The sequence below is a fragment of the Microvirga tunisiensis genome, assembly GCF_009296175.1.
Classification (GTDB): domain Bacteria; phylum Pseudomonadota; class Alphaproteobacteria; order Rhizobiales; family Beijerinckiaceae; genus Microvirga; species Microvirga tunisiensis.
On the sequence record NZ_VOSK01000360.1, the window covers coordinates 1 to 5,635 of the forward strand.

General features: G+C 61.6%; 4 protein-coding genes. 3 read left to right on the forward strand and 1 reads right to left on the reverse strand.

The genetic code is table 11. The features are described from left to right. Positions 1-512: 512 nt before the first annotated feature. The 3 genes from FS320_RS36540 (at position 513) to FS320_RS36550 (ending at position 2,899) form a co-directional block, all read left to right on the forward strand. On the forward strand, positions 513-1,898 hold the full coding sequence (locus FS320_RS36540; protein WP_152717228.1) for a cytochrome P450: 1,386 nt from the start codon (positions 513-515) through the stop codon (positions 1,896-1,898). 258 nt (positions 1,899-2,156) lie between these two features. Next, positions 2,157-2,360 (forward strand): hypothetical protein, encoded by a 204-nt coding sequence (locus FS320_RS36545; protein ID WP_152717229.1) that lies wholly within the window; start codon positions 2,157-2,159, stop codon positions 2,358-2,360. A 194-nt stretch (positions 2,361-2,554) separates the two neighbouring features. Beyond that, positions 2,555-2,899, forward strand: coding sequence for a cupin domain-containing protein (locus tag FS320_RS36550; RefSeq protein WP_152717230.1), 345 nt, complete (start codon positions 2,555-2,557; stop codon positions 2,897-2,899). 90 nt (positions 2,900-2,989) lie between these two features. On the opposite strand, the gene FS320_RS36555 is transcribed toward FS320_RS36550, so the two are convergent. Further along, positions 2,990-5,443 carry a type IA DNA topoisomerase gene (locus FS320_RS36555; protein ID WP_152717231.1) on the reverse strand — a complete coding sequence of 818 codons (2,454 nt, stop codon included), beginning with the start codon at positions 5,441-5,443 and terminating at the stop codon, positions 2,990-2,992. Positions 5,444-5,635: the final 192 nt, after the last annotated feature.

Sequence of the window (5,635 nt, forward strand, 5' to 3'; positions counted from 1 at the left end):
CTATCTGGCGCGAAACGGGTTTACTCACATCCCGGCGCCGGCACAAAACGCCAAAACCCTCACAGGCGCTTCAGCGATGCTTGGTATACGCACTCTGCCATGCCGTGTGATGGGCTAAACTCGAGCTTAGTTCCCGATCAGAGCCGGTACCAAGCTGGTACCAACCGGCTCGCGCCGAACGGCCGAAAATTCCCCTGTCTGGATACCGCCCCGAAGGATTGAGCACGCAACTCGTGTTCACGTGATTCCCAATTCTCTCGGCGAGCTTGGCTGGTCGCAAAGGATCACCTCCGAAATCCACGGTCAGCCTTCGCATCCAAGCCGCTGCACCGGCTTCCCGTTCCTGACGTCGGTTCTCGGCACTCAATCCTTTCGAATGATGCTGCGATCGACCCTCGGCGCCTCCCGATCTTACGAGGCAAAGGTTTAAGTCCACACTCGGGTGGATTGTGGCCTCTGTCCTTGGTGTTCGGTATCTCTGCCTCGGGGGCTGAACGTGCTAGATATAGTCGATGCAGACCTCCGTCGCGCCTGAGGGCATTCGGACTTTCATCCCGCCGCATCCGGATCCTGCTCCGGAGAACCTCTCGCCGCGCCAACTCGCCTCGCTGATGCGAACCAACAACATTCGGGTCTGGTCGCAGCGGGCCTATGAGGAGAAGGTGGTCGTCCGCCGCTTTTTCGGCCGCTCCTCGGTTCTGTTCAATGCTCCCGAAGCAATCCGCCATGTTCTGGTCGATCACCCGGAGGCCTATGGCCGAACCCGGGCCACGCTCCGGATCCTCAAGCCGCTGCTCGGAGAAGGGCTGTTCACCAGCGAGGGACCTGCCTGGCGCCATCAGCGGCGGACCCTGGCGCCGGCCTTTACGCCGAGGTCAGTCGAGCTTCTCATTCCGCATATCCGGTCAGCCACGACTGAGATGATCGGCAGTCTCGCCGCCACCGAGAAGGAGCGGGTAGATCTCTTTCCCATGATCCAGCGTCTCGCCCTAGAGATCGCTGGGCGCACCATGTTCTCCCTTGAGATGGGCCAGCACGGCTCCGCGCTCCGGGACCAGATTATGCACTATGGCCAGAGGCTCGGCCGACCGCACCTGTTGGATTTTGTGGTTCCAATCGGCCTTCCCACACCCCACGATTGGGCGCGGGCCTGGTTCCGGCGCGGCTGGATCCGGCTGATCGACCAGATCATGGCTGAGCGGCTGACAGCTAAAACCCATGCCAGTGGTCCGCGCGATCTGCTCGACCTGCTCATGGCGGCTCGCGACCCGGAGAGCGGGGAGGGGTTCTCGCCCAAGCAACTGCGAGATCAGATCGCCACCATGATCCTGGCCGGACACGAGACCACGGCGGTAGCCCTGTGCTGGTCGGTGTATCTGCTGGCCCACTTGCCGGAGGTGCAGGGGCAGATCGCCCAGGAGGCCGCGGCAGTAGTGCAGCCGGACAGCGAGGCGGAGCCTCCGCTCCTCAAGCTGACCTACACACGGGCGGTGCTGGATGAGGTCATGCGTCTCTACCCGCCGGCCTATGTGATTGTCCGGGCCGCCCGCCAGCCGGACAACGTCGCGGGTGTTACTATGAAGCCGGGCGATCTCGCCATCATCTCGCCTTGGGTGCTGCACCGGCACCGGAAATACTGGCACGAGCCGGATGCGTTCGCCCCAGAACGCTTTCTGCCCGGCGCCTTGGCAGTCGACCGCTTCGCTTACCTGCCGTTTGGTGTTGGGCCCCGCGTGTGCATCGGCGCTCACTTCGCCCTCACGGAAGCCACTCTGGTGCTGGCCGAACTCATGCGCTCGTTCCGGATCGAGTTGGTTACAAGTCGGCCTGTCTTGCCTGTCGCCGTTGTGACCACCCAGCCTGATCACGCGCCGCTATTCCGGCTCCATCGCCGATAAGTCTCTGCCGTGGGGAAGACCGGCTTTCCGGCACTGGAGAGCTCTCTACGTCAAAGGGTAGGTACCAGCCGAGAGGAGCAAGTCATGGCACGAGCCACCAAGTCGGTCAGTCGAGCACGCACAGAGGATCGGGGAGCTTCCAAGAAAGGCACTGGCAAGCAAGCAGCCGCTCGGGGAAGGAGCACGGAAAGAGGTGCTGTAAAACGGGGAGCCGCCAAGAGAGGCGCGACTAAGCGGCGAGGATCTCGCGCCGCCCTCATGGTCAAAGGCTGGACGGTCAACTTTGTCTCCGGGGAATCTCTCCAACTCGAAGCGGACTCCGTGAGCGTCGACAGCAGCGGAACGGTGACGTTCTCCCTGTTCGGGAAAGATGTGCTGTACGTCTCCGCGGCCAACTACAATTTCATCATGGAAACGAGTGAGCCTCTCGAGAGCAGGGAAGAGGAGACAGAAACCGATTGATAGGTCAATGTTGTCGGGGCAAGGCGTGTGTGGACGATGACCCGTTTCCCCACCCGACAGATGATATGGCACTTCGGCTCCCGCCTCTTGGCTCACCCCATGAGATTTGGTGGGAAGGTGAGCGGCGTGCATTCAACCGGGCCAATGAGACAAGTGAATGAAGCGCCTCGAGTGCGAGAACGGATTTATTGGCGATGCTGACTGCTGCCGGAAACATCTTCGAACACGTCCTTCGCGATGCGGTGGACGAGGAATTCGCGGAGCTTGTTGCCGCGGAAGGTGTCAGGATCGAGCGCATTGCCTCTACAGGGCAGGCAAGTCCGCCCGGGTTCTGGTACGACCAGGAGTGGTCCGAGTGGGTGCTGTTGCTCTCTGGATCCGCTGGCCTTCTGTTCGAGGGCGAATCCACTCCCAGAGAACTGAAACGAGGGGATTACTTGCTGATTCCGGCGGGAAGACGCCATCGGGTTGAATGGACAGACGCGACGGAGCCAACGATCTGGCTTGCTGTTCACTATGGCTTTGTTGCCCCGCCGTGAGTCGTTCAAAACCTAAAACAGCTCGACACACTCATTAACACCTGGATCACGCCCTCTTTCGATCTCTTCGGCAGGCGTGTGGGGCGACGCTTATCGTGATGGTTGGGTAGGACTGGCAGGACGCGCTCGTGCACGGCCTCGGGTCGATCCACCCTTGGCTGCTATGGATCGCTTGGTTGCGGGAGTTTCAGTACGACTCTTGCGAGGACTATCGCTCGCAACCGCAGGTGAACGGTTCTTGCGAATTGTGGTTTTACTCCCGTCCTCTGCTTTCATTGCATGACGTGAGGCATGCTCGTCGAGAAAAGCCCTGCAGGCTGCAAAGTCCGTCGCGATCTCTGGTGGGCACTCCACACCGTGTTCTTCAGCCAATGCTCGCGCATAGCGCACCATCGCTTCACTCGGAGGGCGAGGGTCATGCTGAGGCCGGTGTTCTCCCGCCTCCGATGATCGTGCTGGCGCATGCTGGTCCAGGAAGGACCGGCAGATGGCGGCATTGCTCTTCAGACCACGAGGCAGCTTTAGTCCCTTGCGGGCCGCAAGGGACGTGGCAAAGGCAATCATGGCCTTGGTTGGTGGCTTCCCAGCCGGCGCAAAACTCACAGGAACTGTGGTAGGATCAACGGCAACCGTCTGCGACTGAGCGATGGCCCCGATCAATTCTTGCACGCGGGCACGCGTCCGCTCCTGATAGGAGGCGGCCCGACGAACGGCCTCGTCCCTTGTGAATGCCCGTCCAATCTCGGCGAGATCAGCCTCGAACATTGCCCGACCAACCGGGTCGCCATAGGCAGGAAAGACACGCCGAACCGCTGCAATGAAAGCGAGCCCAACTTCCGTCACCTGGATCGGCGGGTCCTTACCTTTCAGCAACTCAACATACTGACTCTTCTGGAGCTTGGGTAGGATCGTGTCGCGGGTCGCCGCAGTTCCAAGCCCCTTTGGCTCATTTGGGTTCGCCGGGTTCTCGAGAGCGGCTTTGAGTGTGGGGTCATCCACCTGATCGACGAGGCGCCCCATCACGACGGGCAACTCGCCGCGGGTGATCCGACGTGGTGGCTCGGTCTTGGCCGTCTCGATCCGGGCATCGGTTGCTTTCCCAGGCTCATTGTCCCGGATCGACGGCAGGCGTCCAGTGGTGGGCTCTTCGTCCGGCTTGGCCTTGCCCGGAACAGTCTCGTTCTCCTCATCAGCCTCGGCTCCATAGACAGCCCGCCAGCCAGGCGACTTGATCACGCTGCCGCTGACGGAAAACCGCTTTGGACCGAGTGACGTGGCAACTTGCACAGCGATGGTGGTCTGAGCGTCGATCCCGTCGGGCAAGTGGGCTACCAGGAAGCTCTTGGCCACAAGCTCCCACAGACGCATCTGATCCCCATTGATGCTCCCCGGCTGGGGCACCTTGCGCAGTGGCACGATGGCGTGGTGCTCGCCCGGATCCTTGACGTAATGGCCCTTGTTGCCCTTGCGAAACACCAGTTTGCCAGCGGCTGGCACGAGACCCGCGAGATCGGTCAGAACCGCGACGACGCTCTCAATGACCGTGCTGGCATCCCCCGTCTGGCTCTCCGGCAGGTGCTCGGACTCGGTGCGGGGATAGGTCAGGTAGCCCTGATCATAGAGCTCCTGTGCCAGCTTCGCCGTGTGCTGTGGATCCCAGCCGAACCGCTTGGCGCAGCGGCGTGCAAGAGTGTCCTTGGAGAACAGGCGAGGGGGCGACCGGCGCACATCCTTCTGCTCGACCCCGAGCGGCCCCAACCAGGAGGCAGCGGCCTGCTGGATTTTCTCGGCCACCTGTTTGTCGAGGATTTTGTCTTTTGGTGCATGCCAGAGAGTAATCTCGGCACCAGCATCCGTGATGACGGTCAGAGCAATCTTGAAATAGTCCTGCGGGACGAAGTCGCGGATTCGCTTCTCCAAATCCGCCAGGATTGCAAGCGTTGGCGTCTGCACGCCGCCAAAGCGCCAGGGCTCCCGAAAGGCAGGCGGCCGTAGCCGCAGGGAGATGGCGCGGGTACCATTGAGCCCCAGGTGGTAGTCTTCATATTGGCGGCAGAGGGCCTCCAGGTAGGCGGCGTAATCCCGCTCGCCAGAGTCGGGCTCCTTGGCCATCGCCGCGAAGGCTCGGCGGATCGAGACCTCATCGAGGGCCCCCAGCTTGAGACGGTCTACGCGACCTCTGTACCCGAGATGCTCAAGTACCTCCCAGGCGATCATTGACCCCTCCCGGCCCGGATCGGTGGCGATGATCACCCGCTCCACGCCTTGAAGAGCCTGCTTGATCGCCTCGACCTTGGGCTTGTGCGACTGGCCGGAGCGGCTGGCGCTGTAGGTGACCGGAATACGCTCGAGCACGATCGGGAGGGTGTCGAAACGCCACGACTTCCATTCGTCCCGCACGGCGCCGGGCTCCTCGGCCGTCAGGAGGTGCCCCTCAGCCGAAACACAGATCGTCGTAGGCGATTTGAAGAAGCGCTGCAGCTGGCGCATGGCCGAAGGCTTCTCGAAGAAGAACAGCGTGCGCGATGCTGAATGAGCGGTCATGACTCGGGGCAGCTTGATCGGAACGAAAAGAGAACACTACCTCCTGGGCTGAGGTCGGTCAATGACTAAGCAGGTTTCAGCGGGGTGGCCAACGGATGCTGTCTGTGATTCCATCTTGTGGTTTAGTTCGGGATGCGGATCATGGCGGGCAAATCCCCTGTTGTCGCGAGCGCCGCACAACGGCGTGACCTC